The 23,197-nt window shown below is 55.5% G+C and carries 15 protein-coding genes; 4 read left to right on the forward strand and 11 right to left on the reverse strand.

Features of this window, described 5'->3' with window-relative positions:
• Nucleotides 1-191 precede the first annotated feature (191 nt).
• The gene (locus HMPREF0733_RS05650; RefSeq protein WP_013398422.1) at nt 192-1,910 is read left to right on the forward strand and encodes an ABC transporter family substrate-binding protein; all 1,719 of its coding nucleotides are present in this window, start codon (nt 192-194) and stop codon (nt 1,908-1,910) included.
• An 89-nt stretch (nt 1,911-1,999) separates the two neighbouring features.
• Here the strand turns inward: HMPREF0733_RS05650 and HMPREF0733_RS05655 are convergent, their stop codons facing one another.
• Nucleotides 2,000-3,106, reverse strand: coding sequence for a hypothetical protein (locus tag HMPREF0733_RS05655; protein ID WP_013398423.1), 1,107 nt, complete (start codon nt 3,104-3,106; stop codon nt 2,000-2,002).
• Between the two features lie 251 nt (nt 3,107-3,357).
• On the opposite strand from HMPREF0733_RS05655, the gene HMPREF0733_RS11165 reads away from it, so the two are divergent.
• On the forward strand, nt 3,358-3,606 hold the full coding sequence (locus HMPREF0733_RS11165; RefSeq protein WP_013398424.1) for a hypothetical protein: 249 nt from the start codon (nt 3,358-3,360) through the stop codon (nt 3,604-3,606).
• Between the two features lie 316 nt (nt 3,607-3,922).
• Complete coding sequence (locus tag HMPREF0733_RS05660) at nt 3,923-5,629, forward strand: ABC transporter family substrate-binding protein (RefSeq protein ID WP_013398425.1); 1,707 nt, start codon at nt 3,923-3,925, stop codon at nt 5,627-5,629.
• A 108-nt stretch (nt 5,630-5,737) separates the two neighbouring features.
• Here HMPREF0733_RS05660 and HMPREF0733_RS05665 read toward each other — a convergent pair whose 3' ends face one another.
• The 6 genes from HMPREF0733_RS05665 to HMPREF0733_RS11510 form a co-directional block, all read right to left on the reverse strand.
• Entirely contained in the window at nt 5,738-7,813 is a 2,076-nt protein-coding gene (locus HMPREF0733_RS05665; protein ID WP_041321676.1) for a glucose PTS transporter subunit IIA, read from the reverse strand.
• A 465-nt stretch (nt 7,814-8,278) separates the two neighbouring features.
• The gene (locus HMPREF0733_RS05670) at nt 8,279-10,840 is read right to left on the reverse strand and encodes an HAD-IC family P-type ATPase (protein ID WP_013398427.1); all 2,562 of its coding nucleotides are present in this window, start codon (nt 10,838-10,840) and stop codon (nt 8,279-8,281) included.
• Nucleotides 10,841-11,086: 246 nt separating this feature from the next.
• Complete coding sequence (locus tag HMPREF0733_RS05675) at nt 11,087-11,848, reverse strand: heme ABC transporter ATP-binding protein (RefSeq protein ID WP_013398428.1); 762 nt, start codon at nt 11,846-11,848, stop codon at nt 11,087-11,089.
• Entirely contained in the window at nt 11,848-12,933 is a 1,086-nt protein-coding gene (locus tag HMPREF0733_RS05680) for a FecCD family ABC transporter permease (RefSeq protein WP_013398429.1), read from the reverse strand. The genes HMPREF0733_RS05675 and HMPREF0733_RS05680 overlap by 1 nt, the downstream gene beginning before the upstream one ends.
• A gap of 12 nt (nt 12,934-12,945) precedes the next feature.
• Nucleotides 12,946-14,130, reverse strand: a complete 1,185-nt coding sequence (locus tag HMPREF0733_RS05685; protein WP_013398430.1) for a heme/hemin ABC transporter substrate-binding protein — start codon at nt 14,128-14,130, stop codon at nt 12,946-12,948.
• Nucleotides 14,131-14,330: 200 nt separating this feature from the next.
• Nucleotides 14,331-16,943: an HtaA domain-containing protein gene (locus tag HMPREF0733_RS11510; protein ID WP_041321677.1), complete on the reverse strand. Its 2,613-nt coding sequence runs from the start codon at nt 16,941-16,943 to the stop codon at nt 14,331-14,333.
• A gap of 203 nt (nt 16,944-17,146) precedes the next feature.
• On the opposite strand from HMPREF0733_RS11510, the gene HMPREF0733_RS05695 reads away from it, so the two are divergent.
• Nucleotides 17,147-17,854 carry a biliverdin-producing heme oxygenase gene (locus HMPREF0733_RS05695; protein ID WP_013398432.1) on the forward strand — a complete coding sequence of 236 codons (708 nt, stop codon included), beginning with the start codon at nt 17,147-17,149 and terminating at the stop codon, nt 17,852-17,854.
• 288 nt (nt 17,855-18,142) lie between these two features.
• Here the strand turns inward: HMPREF0733_RS05695 and HMPREF0733_RS05700 are convergent, their stop codons facing one another.
• The 4 genes from HMPREF0733_RS05700 to purS all read right to left on the reverse strand — a co-directional run bounded on the left by HMPREF0733_RS05700 (nt 18,143) and on the right by purS (nt 23,113).
• Nucleotides 18,143-19,468, reverse strand: coding sequence for a glycosyltransferase 87 family protein (locus HMPREF0733_RS05700; protein ID WP_244864652.1), 1,326 nt, complete (start codon nt 19,466-19,468; stop codon nt 18,143-18,145).
• A gap of 228 nt (nt 19,469-19,696) precedes the next feature.
• Nucleotides 19,697-22,015, reverse strand: a complete 2,319-nt coding sequence (gene purL / locus HMPREF0733_RS05705; RefSeq protein ID WP_013398435.1) for a phosphoribosylformylglycinamidine synthase subunit PurL — start codon at nt 22,013-22,015, stop codon at nt 19,697-19,699.
• Between the two features lie 29 nt (nt 22,016-22,044).
• Complete coding sequence (gene purQ / locus HMPREF0733_RS05710; RefSeq protein ID WP_013398436.1) at nt 22,045-22,857, reverse strand: phosphoribosylformylglycinamidine synthase subunit PurQ; 813 nt, start codon at nt 22,855-22,857, stop codon at nt 22,045-22,047.
• 4 nt (nt 22,858-22,861) lie between these two features.
• Nucleotides 22,862-23,113, reverse strand: coding sequence for a phosphoribosylformylglycinamidine synthase subunit PurS (gene purS, locus HMPREF0733_RS05715; RefSeq protein ID WP_004006543.1), 252 nt, complete (start codon nt 23,111-23,113; stop codon nt 22,862-22,864).
• Nucleotides 23,114-23,197 lie beyond the last annotated feature (84 nt).

Consider the following 23,197-nt stretch of genomic DNA (forward strand, 5'->3'; position numbering starts at 1 on the left):
TATATGACGGGGGAGAATCTACAGGTTTACACGGTTTTACACGGTAGAAATTCCGTAGATTGGTAAGGCGCGAAAACTATTTGCGGTGGGGTAGGGGGTTCTGTACTATAAAAGCAACATTGTTGTATGTGCCTTGAATCATAGGTGATGTGTCACATCGTATAGACTCGAGGCAGTAAAGGAGAATCCTCATGAACGTTCAGAGAACCTTCAACCGCCGCACCCTGCTGACGGGCACTGTCGCCCTGGGAACTGTTGGCTTACTGGCTGCGTGTGGCGGTTCAAAAGATGACAAGCTAAGCGGCAAAGCAGCTTCTAGCGCGGAAGAAGTTGTCAAGAATCTGCAGATTAACAAGCAAGACTACTCTTCACTGAAGAAGGGTGGCGAACTGAAACTTTCCGTAAGTGCTTTGGGCCCGGACTTCAACACCATGACTCAGAGCGGCTATACCACAGAGAACCTAGCAGCTTTTGGAGGCCCTTGTAACATACCAGCCGTTGTTGGTTTTTATAATACGGACCCTGCAGGCGAACGCTCTATCAACAAAGATTTCTGTTTGGAACACAAGATGGAGACTAAAGATGGAGTTCAGACCGTAGAATTCAAGATTAACCCCAAGGCTGTCTTTAATGACGGTACTCCTATTGACGTTGAAGCAGTCAAAGCATACTGGGAGATCTATAAGGGTGGCGGAGACTCAGGCTACAACATCATCCCCAACCCTTCATGGGAGCAGATGGAAAGTATTGAAGCTGTCGATGGTGACAAGTTCCATGTGAAGATTACTCTCTCAACTCCATACTATCTATCGGATGACCTGGGTACGTTTGCTACACATCCTGCTCTTGTTGATAAGAAGCTGTTCAACGATGGTTTTGTCGATAAGCCTATGGATCAATACTGGGCCGGTCCTTTTAAGGTAAGTAACTGGAACTCTTCTGAGAAGGTTATTACTTTGGCTCCAAATGATAAATGGTGGGGCGAGAAGAAGCCATTGCTGGAAAAGATTATCTGGCGTCAGATGGGTATCGATTCTCTTCGGGCTGCGTTTAAGAACGGTGAACTGGATGCCGCAGGATTTACCGATGCTGCAACTTATAGCGCGGTTAAGGGGCAGAACGGTACTGAAATTCGTTCAGGTCAGAATACTGGTGTGCAGAACTTGCAGTTTAATGCTACTCGCGTTACAGATCTGGCGGTTCGCCGTGCTGCTTTTGCGGCGGTTGATCGTTCTCAACTAGCAGATGTTACCTTTAAGCAGGTTGGCTGGGAAGAACCAATGCCCGGGTCTATGCTCGCTATGCCTTTCCAGAAGGGATATGAGGATAACGTTCCGAAGGATTCGGGAGCAGATGCTGCCAAGAAGATTCTGGAAGAAGCAGGGTACACCAAGAGCGGTGACTTTTACCAGAAGGACGGTAAGACTGCAGGATTCTCGATTACTACTTTCGGCAGTGATACCGTCACCCAAGCAAAATTCCAGCGAATAGAGCAACAGCTTAAACAAGCCGGTATTAAAGTAACCAACGATAATCAGCCAGAGTCGAATTTTAACTCTGTCGTGGGTACGAAGAGTTACGATTGTACGCTTTCCGGTTGGGCTGTAGGCGCGAATATGGCAGATAGCCCCCAGTACTTCTATACCAAGGACATTAACAACGGCGTGGGAGACGACGAAATTGATAAATTGGTTGCTAAGATTTCGGCAACTGAATCTAAAGATGAGCAGATTAAGCTTGCCAACCAGGTAGAAAAGCTCCACATGGAAAAGGTTGCTATTTACTTGCCTTTCGCTAATGGTCCGAGCTACTCGGCTGTGAAGAGTAAGCTGGCAAACTATGGTCCTCGCTTGTTCCAGACAAGTTATACAGATGCTAATCTATGGGTCAATGTAGGCTGGCAGGAGTAGTCAATCTTGCAGCACTGTTGAGCCGAAGTGCCCCTGACCGATATGCGGTTGGGGGCACTTGCTTTTGCTAGGCTGTTTTCTGAAAGATACTAGTAGTCGCCGAGATGAAGCCCTTGAGAGTCTGTGCTGGTCCTATGCAATTCCAACCAGTGAAGGCGGTATATACCTCCGCCGCCGACGGCCACCGGCAACATCAGTGTGGCGAAGATTAAAAGAGTGAAGGGTGTTGCGAAGGCGAAGAGCAGGGCATCATCGTGAATAGTGTGGGCGTAGGTCATACCCACCAGAAACGCCACATAGATGGTATTGCCCAAGATGAGCCCCCACCCTGTGCGAGTCGCCAAGTAGATAAAGGCAATGGCAATACTCCAGAATATCCCGAAAAAACGGCTAAAAGAATCGTAACGCAGCCAGGGGAGGGTACCCGCCACGCATGTGATAGTCAGAATCGCCCATAGATGCAGCCGTAGCTTGATAAGCACGTTTTCAAGGTACACAGTTAGGAATAACCCTGTCAGGGTGAGTGTGCACCATGTGTAGAGGGGCAGTGCGCCGTCTGCTGAATGCTGCACACTCAGCCACCCCTCATACACATTGGCGGTGAGGTGGGGAGGCAGGGCATAGCGATCCATGAGAATTCCCGGCGCAATGGCCCCAAAGCATGCAAAGGTTGCGAATATGAGGGCTAGGAATCCTCGAAAATTACTGGGCTTTCGCAGCCCGAAACCGACGCCCTTAAGGCTCAGCATGCGATGAGCGATGTATATCAGAACCACACCGAGCCCAAAATACGCGATACTCACCCAGTGCTCGGGAATACCGTGAGCGGTTTTTGAATCTAAGTCCGCGTAGACACCGGCGGGTAGTAGAAGAAACGGGCGGTGACCCTCAAGATCTCCAAAAAGATACTGCCAGAAGACGTAGAAGTACAGGATGATCGTCCAGGTGAAGACAAAGATATAACGCTTCAGGGAAGAAGCACTGACCGATGAAGCGGCGTCTTCTGAACTCGCCGAGTGTACAGGTTGCGGCTGGGGATCTGGGCGATGCGCATTGGTGTGAGGCGTTTCGACCGTCGTGGCGCGAGGGCGTGTACTCCCTCGACCCTCCCGGTGAGAGATCTCGGCAAGAGTCGCCTCAACGTTGGTTCCGTTGCGTGATTTGCGGTTTTTGAAGATAGGAGCGGCTCCTGACATTGTGACTGCGTAAACCTAGGTCCTGCGTATCTTTACACTCTATATGGTGATGTGCATCATGTAAACCATGAAGAACTAGAGGCAAAAACTTTACATTTTAAGTGTATGAAAAATTCATCTATTACTTGATATTTATTTGCATTAATATGTAGACTGTGTATCTACGGCATATGCTAAATGCTGTAGATCCTGAAAGCTAGATACTGAGGCTTAGTATCATATTCTGTACTAGTACTAAGGAGGGGGATCCCGTGAAGAAAAAGCTGACTACGTTAGGTATTTCGACTGTGTTGGCGGTTACTTCTATCGCCTTTACCGCTCCGGCAGGTCACGCTGTGAATGAAGAGAGTGAAATTGATTCTTTTATCCAGTCAATATTTCATCCTCCTGCTTGGAAGGGACCTGCGGGTAACCTGGGGGCTTTTGGTGCAGGCTCTTCATATCTTGGAGGAGGTCCAGGAGGTCCAGGAAGGCCCCAAGGTCCGCCTATGAGTTTTTAATATGTGAATTTAGAAGGATCCGCACACCATTTATGGTGTGCGGATCCTTCTAAATGAATTGCTAAGTTAACCAAATATCTAATTGGTGACTTCCAGAGTGTTATTTTTTCGTTCGAACTCCCACATGTCTCCTGATATATTCAGCTTATAAATGTGTTTTCCTCATATGAAACAGCGTGAAATAAGCTCAAAAGACAGGATATCCGGGATATAATTAAGCAGGGATGTTTCACTGTTGTGCATCCGGTATGTTTTACCCATCCATGGCGAACTAGCTCACCCGGCACAGATTCTCCCCGGAACCTCAGGAGCTTCGATGAAGAACGTATCTGTCACCCGCAGAACCCTGCTCACTGGTACTCTTGCGCTCTCAGGAATCGGCGTGCTCACCGCCTGCCAGGCCGGAACGAATGCTTCAGAACTGCCCGGCTCGGGCTGGGGAACAGACTCTCAAGAAGCAACAGCAACCAACCCGCGCGATAGAGCCGAGTTGCGCGAAGGCGGCAGCCTCAACCTGTCATATCCCGCTATCGGACCAAACTTCAACATTACCTCTGAATCCGGGTATGGAATCTCAATGCTCACTATTCACGCGGCCGTGAACTCGGCGGCCGCCACCGGAGGATGGATAAGCGACTACGCCGGAAACCTCACTACCAACCCCGACTACGTTACCGAGTTCAAAGCCGAAACCGCGCACGGTACACAAACCATCAGCATCAAGCTCAACCCAAAAGCCACGTTCAACGATGGAACCCCTATCGACATTGAGGCACTGCGCACCACCTGGGAGATCCTGCGCGGCAAAGACGACGGCGGCAACGACTACCGAATACACGACGGGGGAGCCTGGAAACAGATAGCCTCCATCGAAGAAGCAGGCGACAAACACACCATCAGCATTACCATGAAAACCCCGTGGTACCCAGCCGATGGAAGCCTCTGCATCTTCCTGCACCCAGCGCTGAAAGACCCGGAGCTCTTCAACAACGGCTTTGATAAACCCCTTGATAAATACTGGGCGGGACCCTACAAAGTTCAAGAGTGGAATACCGCCGAAAGATACCTGAGGGTCGAACGAAACCCAGCATGGTGGGGCACACAGCCCCTTCTCGATACCATCACCTGGTACGAGATAGAAGACAGCGCCGAGGAACGCGCATCCTTCAAAACCGGAGAACTCGATGTTGTCAACGTGAGCACCGTGAGCGCCTACAACGACATCACGAGTGTTGCAGACATCGAAATTCGCCGTGGAATGGCGCTCTACGCGGGCGTTTTACAGCTCAACCCCCGCAAAGTTCCGCTGCCCATACGCCAGGCCGTGGTCGCCGGAATCGACCGCAAACAGATTCAGCACATACGTTTCGGACAGCTTGGCTGGAAAGAAACCCTGCCCGGCTCGCTCTGCTTCCTACCGCTCCAAAACGGGTACCGCAACAACTATCCCAGCAGATCAAGCATCGAAAACGCCGTCAAAATCCTTGAGAAAGCCGGATACACTCGCGCAGGTATTTACACCAAAGGCGAAGAAAAAGCCGCCCTGACCATCACCAACTTCACGACCGAGCCGACGGTAGCTTCCATGAGCAACTTCATGATGGAACAACTCAAGCGCATGGGGATTGACGCCAAGGTTGAAACCCGCCCAGCCAACGAATACAGCACTGCGCTCGCCGCTGGCGACTACGATGCGGTTTTCACTGGGTACAGCATCACCCCAACCCCCGTGGAGGCGGTCAACTACCTGTACGCTTCCGCCACGGAAGGCTGGAGCACCGAAGAAATCCGTAGCATGGCGGCGCAGATGCTGGGAACCGAGGATACACACCAGCAGTTAGAACGCGTCAACGCCATTGAACAGAAGCATCAGCAGGATGTTGCCACCTATATTCCGCTGTACAATGGGCCCAACTATCTTGCGGTGCGCAAAAAACTCGCCAACTACGGCCCCGCGCTCTTCGCAGCGCCCTACTACGACCCCAATGTGTGGATTAACGTGGGGTGGGAGAAAAAATCGTAGTAGGAACCGAGGCTTAAGAGGCTCCGCCGCCATGACTAAACAACGGAATATCACAAAAGCCCCACGTGCAGCTGAACTGCACGTGGGGCTTTTGCCGCATCGAAAAACCTACTTGGTGGTCACCTTCAAAACGGTGGATGCGTTATTTGCATTACCCACAACGCCCTCAACCGAGGCGAACTTGCGGGTATTGGTCACAATCACCGGAGTGATGAGCGGGTAACCGGCCTTCTTAATAACCGCCGGATCGAACTCGATCAGCGTATCGCCAGCGGCAACCTGCTCGCCTTTCTTTACCTTGACGGTAAAGCCTTCACCGTCGAGGTTCACGGTATCCAAACCGACGTGCACCAAAAGTTCCACGCCGTTATCCAGCTTGAGGCCCACTGCGTGACCGGAGGGGTAAGTAGCTGCGACTTTACCCGCTGCGGGTGCAACCACGGTGGTGCCGGTCGGCTCAACCGCAACACCCTCGCCGAGCTTACCGGCAGCGAAAATCGGGTCTGGAACCTCGGAAAGCGCCACAGCCTTACCCTCTAGGGGAGAAGCCACCTCAAGAACGGTACCTGCCTCTAGTGTGGGCGCTGCAGCGGTTGCAGCTGCGGATGCTGACCCGGCCTGATCGGCGGAGTCTTTCTTCGCCGATGCGCTTGCCGCCGCATCCCGTGCGGAATCTGCAGGAGTATCGGCAGTCTTTGCTGCGTTCCTGGACTCATACCCGAAGAGCAGAACACCCGTCATTGCACCACCGAACGCAATTGACAAGCCCAGAGCGTACAGGGCGGAAGGCTGCATTGCGGGGATCGACAGGAGCGAGGTGAAGGCGAAAGCGTGCGACTTGACCCCCAGTAGTGAGATGGTGGCACCACCGGCCACAGCCGGTACAAGGATGAGGGGAATAACTCGCTTGTAGCGTAGAACCACACCGTAGAGAGAAGGCTCCGAAATACCACCGAGCAGGCCGGACATAGAAGCACCCACCGCAGTCTGGCGAAGCTCCTTATTCCGTGAAGCCCTAATAGCAACACCGGTTACCGCGCCGAAGACGGCGAAGTTATAAGCACCCATGGGGGACTGGATGAAGTCGGTGCCCAGGGTCTGCAGGTTGTTAATCATTACGGCGTTCAGCGGCCAGTGCAGGCCCAACGGAACCATGAACAGGTACAGACCCGCGATTAGCGCACCCACAGCTCCCGGAGCTACATCGTTAACATTCTTCAGGAAGTCGGAGATACCCATAGCCACGCCAATACCGATGGGACCCACCACGAAGGCGGTTACAGGTACCAGAATAATAACGGACAGCATGGGGACGAAGACCATCTGCAGCATATTCGGAATGATCTTCTTCAGCAGGCGCTCCAGAGGTGCCAAGAGGGCAACCGCCAGCAGGGGCGGGAATACCTGACCGGTGTAATCGTAGGCGTACAGCGGTAGGTGCAGACCCATAATGGATACGTCAAGCATCTTAGTAGCCGGGTCAGCAAGTTTAGTGAGGCTCTGGAAGGTGCTGGTCATCAGCGCCGCCGGAATAGCCGCACCAACCCACATATTCGCGCCCAAACGCTTTGCGGCGGTTGCGCCAAGCATAATGGGCATGAAGTTCAGCACCGACAGAGCGGCGGCCTTAAGGATGTACCAGAAAGCGAACTGCTTCATCCATTCGGCTTCGAGCGCCTTACCGGCGGCTTCATCGGAAAGTCGCGGCCCGTTCACAATATCGATGTTCACGCTCTGGCCGGTCAGGTCAGTGTATTGACCGAAGAAACCGAACTGCTGCAAGAACACGATCAGGGTCAGGATCATGGAGGTGCCCAACAGCGCCCACAGCAGAGGACGGAAGGAATCGGAGAGCACATCGAAGATATTGGTGAGCCAGCCAGCCTTCTTGCCCCCGGAAGCCTTCTTGGACCCAGAATTATCTTCGCCAAGGTTCGCCATGCCGGGCAGGGTCTGCATCTCGTTGTAGACCCCCTCAACACGGTCGCCGAGCACGACCTGAGTCTGGCCGGACTGCTCAATGACCGAGAGCACTCCGGGGATGCTCTTAATCTGGTCCGTATTAACCTTGCTCCTGTCGGCGGGAGTTACGCGCAAACGGGTTGCGCAGTGCGTAAAGTGGGCGATATTCTCGGAACCGCCAAGTCCCGTCAGAATCTTCTCGCCAAGTTCGTGGTTTTTCACGTTGTTATCCTTGCACGGTGAATGGTGTGTTAGGGATGTTACCGGCGGCATCTTCAGAGCAAAACGCCCTGAGGGAAACAAAAAAGACCCGAGCTGCATGCCGCCGTACCGTGATGCATTAAAGCATCGTGGGTATAACGATGAACCCTAGGGAATCTATTCCCTCAAGGTATTCAGCAACTCAGGTCTTGCCTGCCTTACCAGTAACAACCCTGTGTTCTATGGTTATGTGATTCTAAGAATCACAATATCTGCATGTAACTTTAGGCTTAAACCTGCGCGAGCGCAAGATGAGGTTTTGAAAGTTCAGAAAGTGTAAATTATGCCGTTCAGGTCTGCGGTGGGTTTCACGTTATGGCGGGCCAGAGCAGCCGAAAGAGGTTAAACGCCGAACCGGTGCTGTTTATTAGATGTTACGGCACCGATTCTTAGACGAGATTACTGAGGGGAAGATGCGATCTTGAGCTATTTCGTCGCGGAAGGGAAGAAGCTCAGCGAAGCCACCTCAAGCTCGGGGTAGCTGCGTTTCTGCCAGCGGCGACTACGATGCGCGTTCACCTCAATCAGTACGGCACCCAGTACTCCGGCGCCGATAGAGAGCATAAGAAGTTCCGTTGACGGCATCTCAAACTGGTGATACTTGACGAGAAGCGGTACCAGAAGGGCTGCGAAGAAGATACTCAGAAGCGCTCCGAAGAGAAGCATCCGTGCGGTATTGAGTGGGCGTGCTACCGCTGCCAGGTTCCATAGACCCATAATCACCAGGGTGATAAACGATGCCGTTTGAACCTGTCGTATATCGCCTTCCGGGCGGAAGATAAACAGCGCCGCCAGGTTTACCAGAACCAGCATCGCCACCACGATAATAGAGTTCGGAATCGTGTAATTCAGCACGCGGCGCAAGAATCCGGGCACATACCGGCGTGAGTTTGGCAGCAACGCTAGCGCGAAAGAGGATGCGCCCACAATCAGGAAATCTGCAGTCGAGTATTGGCGGGGCAGGAACGGGAAGATCAGCCCCATCAGGCCGAAGACCACACCCAGCAGGATCGCAAAGCCGGTCTTCGTCAGGAATAGGTTTGCCACCATTTCGATATTCGCAATCACCTGGCGGCCCTGCTCCAAGGCGGCGGGAAGCGAAGAGAACTTGCCGTCCAGAAGCACCAGGCGCGAGACGGCTTTTGTTGCGGGTGCCGCGTTGCCCATCGCAATGCCGAGGTTGGCGTGTTTGAGGGCGAGCGCATCGTTAATGCCGTCGCCGGTCATTGCCACGACGTGCCCTTGCTCTTTGAGCGAGATCACCATGTTCTTCTTCTGCTCGGGCGAAACACGACCGAAAATATTGTGGGTTGCGGCGGCCTCGGCGAGTTCGGGGCCGTCTTCCGGCAGGGTAGAGGCATCAATCGCGCCCGCAGAAATATCCATACCGGCGGTCTTCGCAGCTGCCTGCACGGTGTAAGGGTTATCGCCTGAGAACACCTTGAGGGTTACGCCCTGGCGATTGAAGTAGTCCACGATTTCGGGGGCATCGGAACGCACATTTTCGCGGAAAATCACGAAGAGCACGGGGGTATGGTCGGCGGGGATGTGCTGCACCGGGTCTCCGTCATCGTTGCGAACCACGGCGGATGCATGCGCGAGCACCATCGTGCGCAGACCCAATGATGCGAGTTCACGGGCCCGCTCACGCTCCTCGGTGCCCTGGTTCAGCAGAGCCTCGGGAGCGCCGAGAAGCCAGGCTCCCGAAGACTTAAACTCGATAGCACTAAAGCGTAACGCCGATGAGAACGGCACAATGCCGCTGACCTGCTCGGTGGGTGCCTGCTCGAACCCGCCGGTGAGTGCTGCTGCGGTCGGGTTCGCGTTTTCATCATGACCGAACCACGCCAACGCCTGGTCCCAGCCCTGCGGCAGGGATGCGCGCCACGCCTGATTTTCATCGGGTGCTTTTGCTTCGGCCGGAGTCGTCAGTGAGCGTACCGAATCGAAAATCACGCCGCCCTCGGTCAGGGTGCCCGTCTTATCGAAGCACACCGTATCTACGCGGGCGAGCACCTCAACGGCGGGCTGTTCCTGCACCAAAATATTGTGTTTACGTCCCAGCGCCACAGCCGCCGCCGCGAACGCCAAGGTTGTCATGAGCGCCAAACCCTGCGGAATCATTGATGCTACTGACGAAACTACCGCGATAGCGACGTTCTCCCAGAGACCGTCACGATTGACAACCTCAAGGCCGCCCGCCGCGCGCACCTGGCCCCACAGCACAATCGGGATAATGATGGCAAGGCCGAAGGTAATCCACCGCACCACGCGGTCGAGCGCATCGCGAAGCTCAGATTGGATGCGCGAGAACTGACGGGCCTCATCGGAAATTTTACTTGCACGGGACTCGGAGCCCACCGCCGAGAGCAGTACGCGCCCGGTGCCGCCGAGCACGCTCGATGCCGAAAGCACCATATCGCCCGGACGTTTCGGAATCGGGTCATTCTCGCCGGTCAGCAGGGATTCATCCAGCTCTAGCGAGTCGGAGGTAAGGACCACCGCATCCGCAGGAACCTGATCGCCGCGTTTGAGCACTACCACATCGCCCTCAACCAGGGACTCCATAGGAACCTCGATCATAGCGCCATCGCGCACCGCCGTGATCGGGGATCGGTCAAGCAGAGAGATACGGTCGAGCTCAAGTTTAGCCTTGTACTCTTGTACAAAACCGATAATCACATTCGCTACCACAGCGAACAGAAAGAGCAAATCAGCCCAACGCTGGTATAGAATCACAACCAGACCGCACAGCCCAAGCACCAGGTTAAATACCGTAAATAGGTGTGCCCGCATAATGCTCCACAAGGTGCGGGAAGACTTATTATTCTGAGCGTTGACCTTACCGGCGGCGGTGAGCTTGGCAACCTCATCGCTGCTGAGCCCGTGAACAGCAAGCTCTTGGGAACCGCTGTGTGCCTGAGCAGAATATTCGGGAACATAACCGGAGGCTTCAGACAGCATTGTCTTGTGCTGGTCAGAACTCATGGATGGGGTACTCTCCTTCGTGGGGTAGGGGAAGAGTAATACATACGGTTTGGGCTGCACCCGGGCGAGTTCAGACTTCTTATCACGAGAAATAACCCTGCGCCGGGCATTACTTTATTCTAACAAGTAACCATGGTGCAGGGCTTATATGCCGAACTGGGAATATACTGAGAATCCGTCGGATACCGGCATGAAATATTCGGGGTAGCAGCCCAGAAAAAGGACGACTCAAAGCACAGTGCCGCTCTATCGCCGTGGCAGAACCAGAGTCCGCTTCGTCACCGGATGCTCCAAAACCTCAATTGGATGCTGATACACACGGCTTAGCCGCTCCTCAGTACACACCTGAGTGGGGGTACCGCTGGCAGCCACACGACCCTTATCCAGCAGTACGATCCTATCCGAATACGCCGCCGCTACATCTAAATCATGCAGAACCGCCAAAACCGCCGTACCCTCGGCGGCAAGCTCCCGGCTCATCTGCAGGGTCTGTTCCTGATGCTTAATATCCAGCGCCGCCGTGGGCTCATCCAAGAGCACTAGGGGAGTCTGTTGCGCAAAAATACGAGCCAAATGCACGCGCCCGCTTTCGCCGCCCGAAAGGGTTGTCACATCGCGATTTGCCATCATCTCTGTATGCGTGCGCGCCATCATTTGCTCGATCACGGCGTCGTCCTCATGCGCACGCTTGGTACCGCGCCACGGGGTGCGTCCCATCGCCACTACCTCGTGTGCCAGGTACGAAAACGCCACCTGAGTTTTCTGCAGCAGCAGGGCACGCAGACGCGCAAGCTCAAGATACGAATACTCGCCCACCGGCTTATCCTTGAGCAGTACCGCGCCGGAATCGGGCTTAGTATCGCCCGCAATAACCCCCAAAATCGTGGACTTACCGGCACCATTGGGACCGATGAGCGACACAACCTCGCCCGCCCGAACCTCAAAAGAGACATCCTCTAAGATGCGCCGCCCGCCCACCGACAGCGACACCCCATCGACAGTAAGCATTAAAGACCTCCCTTCCCCATCGAACGGCGCAGCAGGAAGAAGAACGTAGGGCCACCCACGAGCGCTGTAAAAATACCGATCGGCAGGTCAGAGACCGGAATGAGCGTGCGCGCCCCCAAATCGGAAAGCGCAATTAACAGCGCCCCGCCCAGTGCCGAAGCAGGCAGCAGCAAACGGTTAGACGGCCCCAAAATAAGCCGAAGCAGATGCGGAATAATAAGCCCCACAAAGGCAATAATGCCCGCATGAGCCACCGCCGCACCCGTCAAAAGCGCCGTAGCAGCAATCGCAACACCGCGCAGACGCTCAACGTTCACCCCGGAATGCTGCGCTGCGCGCTCGCCCAGCGCCAACAGGTCAAGTTTGCGTGAAATCATCAAGCACATGATCAACCCCGCCACGATCACGAACCACACGCTGGCAAGAGCCTTCCACGTAGACCCGTTGAGCGATCCCATCTGCCAGAAGACGATGCGGTCGCGGCTGACATTATCGGCCAAGTACAGGCAGAACGCGATTGCGGCATTTGCCACCGCCGTTACCGCAATACCCGTCAAAATCATGGAGAGAACTTTCGCCCGACCTGAGGAACGCGAGAGAAAATAAACCAGCGCTGTTGCCGCGAGGGCACCGCCAAAGGCAAAAGCTGGAACCGTGTAAATATCGAAGAATTCGAGATTGAAAACAACCGCTACACATGCTCCCACCGCGGCGCCCGAAGACACACCGATAACCCCGGGCTCGGCCAGCGGGTTGCCGAAAACCGCCTGCATGACCGCGCCCGAGCATCCCAGGGCAGCGCCCACGAGCAGCCCTAAAAGCACACGCGGAAAACGAATATTCCACAGGGTGCTGTCTTCAAGATAGGCGGTCGGATCCTTGGGAACCATACCCAAGCGGCGCCCCAGCGAAGCCACCACATGATCGGTCGGAATATTGTACTGACCCAACCCCGCAGACACCACGGTTATGACGATCAGGGCAATACTCAGAAAGCCAAAAGTTGCGAGAATACGGATGCGGCGTTTGCTTCGATAATCCGCGCTGCCGGGAGTCGCCGCATCAGTGCGGTTGGACGAATTCACAGGTGAAGCCTCTTAACGCTGGGGTGCATAGATAGCGCGAGCTAGGGAAAGCAGAACGGCGGGGGTATTCGGACCGTAGGATAGAATCTGCCCGTCGTTCATATCAACCACGCGCCTGCTCTTTCCCGCGTTCGTTTCGGCAACCCCCGGGCGTGCCAAGAATCCATCCAAGCCGCCGGTGGATTCCACGCCGTGAGTCATGGTCAAAATGACATCCGGGTTCACCTTAACCAGCGCCTCGCTATTCGCGGGAACAATGTTGCGTGCGCCCTGCTCGGAAGCCACATCCCTGCCCTCAAGCGCGGCAATCAGATCATCCGCACCGGAACCCTTGCCGAGAATGAAGAACACCCCGGCATTACCACGCACGTACAGGAACGCCATCGACAGTTTCTTATCGCCTTCAGGGGCAACTTCTTTGATGGTATTCAGGGCATAATCAAGGTCTTTCTGCACGCGCTCGGCAACCTTATCGCCCGCCTCCTGCACACCTAAAGCCTGTGCCACAGCCTTGAGCTGGGGAATGATTTTATCCATGCGCCTCTCATGGTCGAACACCACCACAGTCACGCCCGCATCGCGCAGTTGTTCAACAACTTCTTCGGGGCCATTGCTCTTATCCCAGAGCACAAGGTCGGGGTTGGTCGCGAGAATCGCATCCGCGTTCAGATCGTGGCCGTTCTGAGTGACGAGCGGCAGCTTCGCTAACGAAGACTCGGTTGAAGACGTCACACGGCCGACCAGACGATCACCCAAACCCAGCGAGATAACCTCTTGCGCGAGAGTGCCATACAGGTCAAGAGCCAGGATGCGATTCGCCGACTTAACAGTCACCTCATCGCCCTTGAAATCCTTGAAAGTCACGGGAAGCTGCGGGGTTGGAGTCTCAACCATCGGCTGAACTTCGGGGGTGTTCTTCGCGCTGCTGGGACCCGTCAGCGATTTCGGGTCGGAAGAAACATTGCTCTTGAGCTCCTGCGCAAGGTTCTCAAGCTCAGACTTGGTGGTCTGTTCATCAACCACAGAATGCGAGGATGCGCTCGTGCTGCCCGGATTTTGGGTGCCGATGCCGCATCCGGAGATAAAAAACATAGATGCCGCTAATAGTGCGGCGGTAACCTTCTGCGATGCGCTCGTTCTGCCGTGCCGGTGTTTGGAGCGTGTTGTTGCGCCGGGGTGTGAGAGACGAAAAGCCATATGAAGAGTTCCTATCGGCTAAAACTGTGAGTGTATGTATTCGCGATGAGAGCGTGTGCTTAGGGTGAGGGTGCGGGCAGTCGATACTACCCGCACCCTAGCGCATCCGGTGAGTTATGAGGTGCGGATGCTGCACCGAGGAATAAACCCGAGCCTAAGAACCGCCGCATATGCCGGTGGTTGATAGGCCGATCTTAGGTTTATTCGGAGCGCTCAGACATCCTGGAGGACTTGCGACGGCGCGTGTACAGCACGGCACCAATACCGGCGACCAGAGAGGCCAGACCACTAGCAACCCCAACCTCTACACCACTGGCACCGGTATGCGCCAGACGACCATGAGAGCCGCGTGCGTTGAGGGATTCGCATCCCTGACCCTGATATACGGTTTCGGTCACAGTCTGGGTGGCCTGGGTCTTGGTGGTGTTGCCCGCGGGCTGTGCGCCCGAAAGCGATGCCGAGAAGCTCAGCGGAGCCATATCCTTACCCGCCTCGTAGAAACCTGCAAACGCTTTGGCACCCTCAGCGGTAATGGTGGTGCCCGCACCGCTGATGGAAATCTTATCGCCAGAGACCTGCAAGCCGCTTACATTAACGTTGAGCAGAGCAACTTCACCGTAATTATGCGATTTGCCGTCCATATCGTTGCCGACCATCGTTGCGTAGAGAACGGCGGTCTTGCCGTTGATCTCCAGACGCGGGTTTGAGATGGTGGTGTCCAGAATTCCGTGGTGTCCGGTGAAATGCACCGAGCCGGTGAAGGAAATCGAGCCCTTACCATCCTTGAAGGAACCCGTGCCCTTCGCCCACTGGAAGGCGTTATTGGAATAGGTGGTGCCGTTCAGATCCCAGCTGCCGTTAGCGATGCCGCCGCGAATGTAGTTGCGGAAGGAATCGCGCACGCCCCACCCGAGGTCTGCGCTGGCAACCTTACCATCTGCGGATGCGGCCGGTGCTTTGTTCGCTGCCTTAACGGGAACCTGCTTGGTCACGGTCACCGGGGTGCAGACGGGCTGGGCGGGGTTCTTTGAGACGCTGCTGAAGGAACCGTTCTTACCGCCGTTGGGGTGTGTTGCCGGGGTGGAGCCGTTATGGGAATGGGAGGAACTGCCGCCGCCATTGTTCACGGAACCGCCAAAGTTCGTGCCGCCAATACCCGCATTCGCGTTATTACCTAGGTTCGCCGAACCGCTGCCGGTGTTAGAACCCTTAACCGTGGTGTCGGTAACCTTATTTTCCACCAGCTGAGAACCGAGTTTTGCGCTGAAGGAGAGCGGAGCCATAGCGCGCTTGTCGGCGTCATTGTACTGCCCGGCGAAGATTGCCTCGGACCCCTCGACGGTAACGGTAACGGCTGCATTCTTAGCCGAGAGCACGTTATTCTCTAAGGTTGCACCGCTCAGATCGACCTCGGCGAGTACAAGATCTTTGAAGGTACGATTTTCGCCCTGCATGTTGAGCGCTTCGGCGTCGACAACCAGGTAGCCCTTGCCCTCTTTGATGACTAGGCGGGTGTTCTCGAAGCTGCTGTTGAGCTGGCCGTGATGCCCGCTAATATGCACCTTGCCTGCGAAGTTGATCTGACCGGTCTTCGTTGCCTCATCGTACGAGCCGGATGCGCTGGTAAAGTCCAGCCCGCCCGCCGCGTTCTTCGACAGACCCTCGACGGTGATGTTACCGCGCGCAATGGTGTTGAGGTAGTGCAGGAAGGAAGCACGAATATTCCAGGTCAGGTTGCCGGATTCAATAATGTGCCCTTGACCTTTCGGCACGTCGGTTCTCGGCGCTGCATCGGTAGCCGGAGGCTGAGCCGGTGCGGGCTTAGCAGCTTCCTTGCTTTGTGAGGGCTGCGGTGCCGGTTGAGAGCTGGGTGCTTCGCTGGGCTTTGAAGGGGTTGAGGCAGGTGCCTCAGAAGTCTGAGAGGGCTGTGGTGCCGGAGCCTCGGAACTCTGTGAAGGCTGCGGAGCCGGTGTTTCAGCAGGTTTACTCTGCTCTGGCGCAGGCTGAGATGGCTCAGGAGTAGGATCGGCAGGCTTCTCCGGTGCTGGTGCAGGCTGCTCGGGTTGAGTCGGCTCAGGTGCAGGTTGAGTCGGCTCCGGGGTCGGATCGGCAGGCTTCTCCGGTGCCGGTGCCTGCTTGGTAACGAGCTTCGCGGAGAATGCCAGCGCATCCAGCTCTTGACCTGCCTGGTAGAACCCAGCAAACACCGAGGTTGCTTCTGCACTGAGTTTTACCTTGGTTGCATCAGATGCTGCCAAGGTCAGCTGCCCGCCCTCGTTTTTCAGGGAGGAAGCATCGAAAGTACCAATCAGCGTGTGATCGTGCTGTACGGGCGGGTTCGGGGTGGTGTTGCCGTTATAGGGGCGTTCGCTGATATTTGCGTATAGGCTGCCTTGCCCGTCTTTGATGACAAGTTCCAAGTCGCTGATAGTTACTTCGAGCACGCCGTGGTGCCCGGTGTACTTCACTCTGGAACCGGTGAATTTAACGTGGTACGAACCGTCTGCCTCGACGGTACCCTCAGCGGCGGTGAAGTGATAAGAACCATCCGCATTGGAGGTAGCACCGGTTAGTTCCTGCGAACCACCGGCGACAGGACCGGTGATGTATTTGCGGAATGAGGATTTGACGCCCCAATCTACGGATGCATCCTGCAGGCTTTGTGATGCGGCAGCTGGCGCCTGCTCAGAGACGATCTGCGCGGTCGGTGCGGGTTGGTTCGCTAGGGCGGGAGTGGCGGCGATGCCACTGAGGCCAACGGCGGCAGACGCTAGAAACGCCCATGAGCGCTTCGCGTTATGCGACATAGACATGTGTGTCCTCTATTCGTGGTTTTAGTAATGAGCAGTCTTAGTCTAGACCTATTAGCTAAGACTTGTGTAGCTTAATTGTAGTACTTTGCTTAATGATGAGGTTCCCCTTAATAAAATTTTTTGGCAGCGGTGTTGCAAAACCAAAAATTTAGTGACACTATGTCATTTATTGATTTGGTGACACTGTGTCATCAAAAATATTCATGACTCTCAACTCAATCAGGAGGCGTTCCGTGACCGCCATTATTACCCCCGAAACCACCTCTCCCGATGCTGTCGAACAGCGGTTTTCGGCCCGGCTAAAAGCTAGCACCAAGCGTGTGCATGATAATGCTGAGCACTCTACCTTTATGGAAGATTTGATGGGCGGGAAACTCGATACTTCCGCGTATTTACGCCTCATCAACCAGTACACCTATATCTATGAGGCTTTGGAGGAAATCTCTCAGAATCTGCGTGAATCCGGTAACCCACTGACCGATCCTTTCACGCTGGAAGGGTTGGATCGTACCGCCGCGATTCACCATGATATTCGTGCTCTAGGGCAGACCGAGATTGACGTCCCGTTGCCAGCGACTATCGAATATGTGGCGCGTATTAAGGCGACCGCGCAGGCTCCCGAGCGGTTCTTGGCGCATCATTATTTGCGCTATCTAGGAGATCTCTCGGGTGGGCAGGCGGTGGCGGCTCTAGTGGCGCGCCATTACGGCATTGCACGGGATGCGCTGACCATGTACTCGTTCCCGCAGCTTCCTAAGCCAAAGGTCTTCAAGGATGAATATAGGGAGCTTCTTGATCGCGCTCCTTTGAGCGAAGAGCAGCGTGAAGCCCTGATTGACGAGGCTATGGAAGGATTCCGTATTAATGCCGCGCTTTTTGCTCAATTAGGCGAGCAGAGTGGCCGTCTGTAAGCATCTCGATAGATGTTCAAAGTTCGCGTTTGAGGTATATCGCGAGCATTTGTGACAGATTGTTACACTTGTGTAGACAGCGCCTCAGAGTGTTTATTATCACTGAAAAATATACGTAAATAACCGTTATATGACACTTATAGGGCAGATTTAGACACGCGCTTAGGCATTCATCCTGTGACGCGGACATATAAGGGTGCGGTGGTTCCCCAGAGAGGGGGAACCACCGCATCCTTTGTTACCACCGTATGCGCGTTGCAACTCAACTGCACATGACACTACCTGCTGCTACGCGGCCTGAGGCTCGGGTTTGGGACCCGCCGTGACCGCGCGATCGCGATTCTGCGCTATGCGTACGGCCGGGGTGAGCGCCGAACCTGCCCAAAGAGCCATGACCGCATAGAGACACAGGATCGGCACGGTCGAAAACAACAAGGCATACTGCGCAAGATGGTTGAGGCTGTTGAATCCGCCACCGATGGCGGCACCCAGCCACATTGGCGAAATATATAGACCGATAAACGCCACCCACGTCAAAACACGTGCGGTACCGGATAACCAGGCGGGCAGGTGTGTGAAAAACAGAGGGAAAGCATCAAGAACAAGCGTCATGATAATCAGCGGGAACATGACGTTATGATGCGACCAGCTGATGGGGGAGATGCTCACCATCAAAAACCCGCCGACCGCCACCTGAGATAGCACAAGATTACGGCGAATAAGCTGGCGCAGAAGCACCGCACAGAGACCGATCGTAGCAAGAACAAGGGCGTAATATACGGGCCTCAGGGTAGGCTCACGCAGACCCAGGTGCATCAACCAGCCTTGAATCGAAATATTATCGGCGAAGTTAATACCTCCAACGCGGCCGGAATCCGAAACGGCGCTCGTCCAGAACGTAACTGCCTGCTGCGGAAGGAAGATAAACCCAAGAAGAATGGTAGTGCCGAAAGAAGCGCCTAGGGTAAGGATGCCGCGCCAGTCTTTGCGCATGAGTAGAATAAGGCCGAAGGCAAGCGGGGTGAGCTTAATACCGCCCGCGATGCCGATAAGCGCACCCCGGGGAATGCGGGTTGCCGGTCGTATAAAATCGGCAAGCACCAGCGTAAGAATGATGGGGTTGATTTGTATCAGCGAGAGCCCGCGCCGCCATGGCCCGGTCATAATAATGATGAACGTGAGGGCAGCAATGACGCCGTATGTGCCGAGTCTTTCCTGGAAAGGGATGCTGTAGCCGCGGTCGGTGGCATAGTTATAGATAAGGGTTGCCAGCCACCATGCAACACCGATGCTGATCGCATACATGATGGCGATGCCCACCCACGCGGGCAGAAAAGCGAACGGTAAGAACACGAGCGCGGCAAAAGGCGGGTAGGTGAAGGGCAACCTAAAGTCGCCGTACTCCAGGAGATTGCGGGCGTAGAGATCTTTGTGCATGCCGTCGTTATCGAAGATGGTCATGGCACCGAAACGGTAGACATTGAAGTCTAGTCCGCCCGTGAATTCGATATAGATAAGCCAACCGATAACAAAGAGAGCGAATGCCGCGAGCGTTATTCTGCCCGCCTTAGGTATGTCTGGCGCAAAGACCTGCACGGATGGTGCTGCGGTCATGGTGATCTTTCTGTTGTGTCTGTGCATTTTTTGGGATGCGGTTCGGCGGGGCGAATGTGTTATCGGTGTGAACGGTTTATGTAACCTATCCTCCAGTCTAGCGTGTGAAAGCGCAGGTGGGGAGTGCCTTGAAGCAGAAAAAGCTCTTGATGTGAGGAAAGCAGTGGAAACTCTGCTTTAGTCACACCAAGAGCCTTTGTACGGGAAAGGCAGTGCCGATAGGGGAACTTAGCCCTGCGCCACCTCACCAAAGTGAGCTGCCATGGTGCCTTCGTGAGCGGCACGCAGGTCATCAAGGTTGATGGAAACCTCGTCTTGGAAGTCCAGCGCGTTCGAGAGTGCATCCACTACGCCGATGCGCGCGAACGGGAACTGCCGGGCGGTGCACATATCTTTGAAACGCACCTCCTCAGAACGCGGTACGGAAACCACCACGCGGCCTAAAGATTCCGAGAACAGCAGGGTGAACAGGTCGAGCCCGTCGCGTTCGGCAACTTCGCCTAGCCCGATGCGCGCCCCGGTGTTGAAACGCAGGCAGGCTTCCGCGAGTGCTGCGGCAAGGCCACCGGCGGCAACGTCGTGTGCCGCATCGATCATGCCGTCACGCGACATATTTACGAGCATATCGCCAAGCTGACGTTCGACCGCCAGATCAACCTTCGGAGGCAGACCACCCAAGTGCCCCTTGAAACGCGCCCATTCTGAACCGTCCAGCTCGTCACGCGTGGTACCCAGCAGGTAGATGGCCTGACCGTCGTGTTCCGGTGCCCAACCCGAGGGGGTGCGCCGGGTAACGTCGTCCATTACGCCCATCATCGCGACCACGGGGGTCGGATTAATGGCCTTACCGCCGGTCTGGTTGTACAGCGAAACATTGCCGCCGGTGACCGGAACACCCAGCTCCATGCAGCCGTCGGCAAGACCGCGCACGGCTTCGGCAAATTGCCACATGACGTCCGGATCTTCGGGGGAACCGAAATTCAAGCAGTCCGAAACCGCGACCGGGCGGGCACCCACGGTTGCCACGTTGCGGTAGGCCTCCGCCAGGGATGCCCGCGCGCCCTCATACGGGTCAAGGTAGGTAAAACGTGGTGATGCGTCAGTCGCCAGCGCGACCCCCAGGTTGGTGTTCTCATCCACACGCACCACGCCCGAATCGTCCGGCATAGAGAGGGCTGTGTTGCCCTGCACGTAGCGGTCGTATTGATTGGTGATCCAGGACTTGGAGCACATATTCGGAGATGCCATGAAAGCCTTGATAACCTCGCCCAGCTGTTCGCCACGCGGGCGCGCATCGTCGGCAGTGGAGCCTGTGAAATGGTCTGCCTGGAGTGCATCCTGACCAGCCGGGCGCGCATAGGGACGCTCATAGGTGGGGCCGTCGTGCGCCACGGTACGCGGGTCTACATCGACGATCACCTGACCGTCCCATTCAATGGTTAGGCGACCGGTATCGGTCACCTCGCCCAAGAAGGAGTACTCCACGCCCCACTTCTTCATAATCGCCTCAAAACGCTCGACGTTCTCAGGCGAAACGACCGCCATCATGCGTTCCTGCGATTCCGACATCAGAATTTCGCCGGGGGTTAAGGTGGGGTCTCGCAAGAGTACTTTGGTAAGGTCTACGTGCATGCCGCCCTCGCCGTTGGAGGCGAGCTCACTAGTCGCACAGGAGATACCGGCAGCGCCGAGATCTTGAATACCTTCGACCACGGAACCCTTGAAGAGCTCCAGGCAGCATTCGATCAGAACCTTCTCGGCGAAGGGGTCGCCTACCTGCACTGCGGGTCGCTTGGAGGGCTTGGTATCGTCAAAGGACTCTGAAGCCAGTACGGATGCGCCGCCAATACCGTCGCCGCCGGTGCGTGCCCCGAAGAGCACTACCTGATTGCCCACACCGGATGCGTTTGCCAGACGAATATCTTCGTGGCGCATAATACCGACCGCCAAGGCATTGACGAGGGGGTTTGCCTGGTAGCAGGCGTCAAATTCGGTCTCGCCGCCAATATTGGGCAGACCCAGAGAGTTGCCGTAGCCGCCGATACCCGCGACCACACCGCCGACTACGCGAGCGGTATCCGGGTGGTCGATAGCGCCAAAGCGCAGCGGGTCCATAACCGCGATCGGGCGTGCACCCATCGAAATAATATCGCGCACAATACCGCCCACGCCGGTTGCCGCACCCTGGTAAGGCTCAACATAGGAGGGGTGGTTATGTGACTCGATCTTGAAGGTCACCGCCCAGCCGTCGCCGATATCGGTCACGCCAGCGTTCTCGCCGATGCCGACCATCAGGTCTTTTTTCATCTCATCGGTGACCTTGGCGCCGAATTGCTTCAGGTGTACTTTCGAGGATTTGTAGGAGCAATGCTCGGACCACATGACCGAGTACATGGCCAGCTCGGCCGCGGTCGGGCGGCGGCCCAGAATCTTCTTGATGTCTTCGAACTCGTTTTCCTTTAACCCCAGCTCTGCCCAGGGGAGTTCAGTATCGGGGGTTTCCGCCGCATGCTCGACGGTATCGAGGTTAAACTGCTTCTCGCTCATCGCTTGTGTCTATCCTTGTCGTCGTGCGTCTAGCGGGCGTTGATCAGGTTGGAAAGAACGGAGGTGAAGACGCCCAAGCCGTCGGCACCGCCTCGTAGTGAAACATCACCGAACCCGGAGGATGAGGGACCAAAACCGGGCTCAACCGCGTGTTCTGGGTGGGGCATCAGACCGACGACGTTTCCGCGTTCGTTGCTGATACCGGCAATATCGTGGCGTGAACCGTTCGGGTTGAAACCCACGTATCGGAACACCACGCGATTCTCGGCTTCGAGCGCCTCTAAAGTTTTGGCGTCCGCCACGTATTGACCGTCCTGGTTTTTAAGCGGAACAACAATCTCTTGCCCAGGTTCGTAAGATCCGGTCCACGAGGTAGCGTTATTTTCGATGCGCAGGGTTTGGTCACGGCAAATGAACTTGCGGTGATCGTTCTTAATCATGGATCCGGGGAGCAGATGCGACTCAGTGAGAATCTGAAAACCATTGCAGATGCCCAGCACCGGCAGAGGAGCAGAGCCCGATGTTCCCGCTGCATTTGCTGCTGCGATGACCGAATGCATGACGGGTGCTTTCGCCGCGATAGCGCCCGCACGCAGATAGTCGCCGTAGGAGAAACCGCCGGGAATGATGACGGCATCAACGTTTTTGAGGTCTTCCTCGTCGTGCCAAAGTTCGACGACGGTTCCGCCCGCTAACCGTACTGCACGCGCCGCATCGCGGTCATCGAGGGTGCCGGGGAAAGTAATAACGCCGATGCGCGCATCAGCAAAGTCGGGGTTGGGTGCCGAGACGCTGAAGTCGCCAACAAGGGGAACTTCGTGTGCTGCGAGTGATTCTGCCATGCTCTTAGTCCTCCAGAACCGAGACGTTCACAACGTCTTCGATGACGGGATTTGAGAGTAGCTCTTCTGCCGCTTGGCGTGCCTGCGCAAGATGTTCTTCGGTAGCTTCGCCTTCGACGGTCAACTCAAAACGTTTGCCTTGGCGAACGTCGGTGAAGGAATTCAGGCCGATACGGGGCAGCTCGTGAGCGATAGCTTTACCCTGCGGGTCAAGAATTTCGGGCTTGAGCATAACATCAACAACAATACGGGCCATGTGCGGGCACTCCTTGGGTGCGTGAGTTCTGATTGAGCCGTCTTAATGTTACCGCAAGCACGCTTCTTGACGCCCGTTCGGCGA

Source organism: Rothia dentocariosa ATCC 17931 (assembly GCF_000164695.2).
GTDB classification, from domain to species: domain Bacteria; phylum Actinomycetota; class Actinomycetes; order Actinomycetales; family Micrococcaceae; genus Rothia; species Rothia dentocariosa.

Excerpts from the sequence above, each read along its gene's own strand:
- HMPREF0733_RS05650 (WP_013398422.1), top strand. The coding sequence starts at position 192 with ATGAACGTTCAGAGAACCTTCAACCGCCGCACCCTGCTGACGGGCACT.
- HMPREF0733_RS05655 (WP_013398423.1), bottom strand. The coding sequence starts at position 3,106 with ATGTCAGGAGCCGCTCCTATCTTCAAAAACCGCAAATCACGCAACGGA.
- HMPREF0733_RS05660 (WP_013398425.1), top strand. The coding sequence starts at position 3,923 with ATGAAGAACGTATCTGTCACCCGCAGAACCCTGCTCACTGGTACTCTT.
- HMPREF0733_RS05670 (WP_013398427.1), bottom strand. The coding sequence starts at position 10,840 with ATGAGTTCTGACCAGCACAAGACAATGCTGTCTGAAGCCTCCGGTTAT.
- HMPREF0733_RS05675 (WP_013398428.1), bottom strand. The coding sequence starts at position 11,848 with ATGCTTACTGTCGATGGGGTGTCGCTGTCGGTGGGCGGGCGGCGCATC.
- HMPREF0733_RS05685 (WP_013398430.1), bottom strand. The coding sequence starts at position 14,130 with ATGGCTTTTCGTCTCTCACACCCCGGCGCAACAACACGCTCCAAACAC.
- HMPREF0733_RS11510 (WP_041321677.1), bottom strand. The coding sequence starts at position 16,943 with ATGTCTATGTCGCATAACGCGAAGCGCTCATGGGCGTTTCTAGCGTCT.
- HMPREF0733_RS05695 (WP_013398432.1), top strand. The coding sequence starts at position 17,147 with ATGACTCTCAACTCAATCAGGAGGCGTTCCGTGACCGCCATTATTACC.
- HMPREF0733_RS05700 (WP_244864652.1), bottom strand. The coding sequence starts at position 19,468 with ATGACCGCAGCACCATCCGTGCAGGTCTTTGCGCCAGACATACCTAAG.
- purL (WP_013398435.1), bottom strand. The coding sequence starts at position 22,015 with ATGAGCGAGAAGCAGTTTAACCTCGATACCGTCGAGCATGCGGCGGAA.
- purQ (WP_013398436.1), bottom strand. The coding sequence starts at position 22,857 with ATGGCAGAATCACTCGCAGCACACGAAGTTCCCCTTGTTGGCGACTTC.
- purS (WP_004006543.1), bottom strand. The coding sequence starts at position 23,113 with ATGGCCCGTATTGTTGTTGATGTTATGCTCAAGCCCGAAATTCTTGAC.